Raw genomic sequence first — 382 nt, forward strand, 5'->3', positions numbered from 1 at the left:
GGTCCTGGCCTTCGAAGCGAATGGCGCCCTGGTAGTGGGCGTCGCCAACCAGCCGGAGCATGGCCAGCGCGGTCACGGTCTTGCCCGAGCCGGACTCACCCACCAGCGCGTAGCGCTCGCCAGCGCGCAGGTCGAAGCTGACCTCGCGCACGGCGCGCGTGGCGTGCTCGCCCTCGCCGAAGGTCACCGACAGTCGGTCCACACACATCAATTGCGTGCCGGGCGCCGGCGGGGCCACGGCGTCAGGAAACGTTGCGGCGAGGCTCATTGCACGGCCTCCGCAGCGGGACTTCCCGCAGGCGCCTTAGGCTCCACACGACCACGCAACTGGGCCAGCCCCAGGCGCGTATCGAAGGCATCCCGCAGCGCGTCGCCCATAAAG

1 protein-coding gene and 1 pseudogene are annotated in these 382 nt (G+C 70.4%); both read right to left on the reverse strand.

Annotated elements, in window-relative coordinates; all coding sequences use genetic code 11:
• A partial coding sequence (locus AC1DHL_RS30120) for an ATP-binding cassette domain-containing protein (protein ID WP_478164386.1) occupies positions 1 to 208 on the reverse strand: 208 nt, incomplete at its 3' end.
• Between the two features lie 56 nt (positions 209 to 264).
• Positions 265 to 382 (reverse strand): annotated as a pseudogene (locus tag AC1DHL_RS30125) (ABC transporter permease); the annotation flags it as partial.

It is taken from the genome of Variovorax sp. 10L426 (assembly GCF_056395305.1).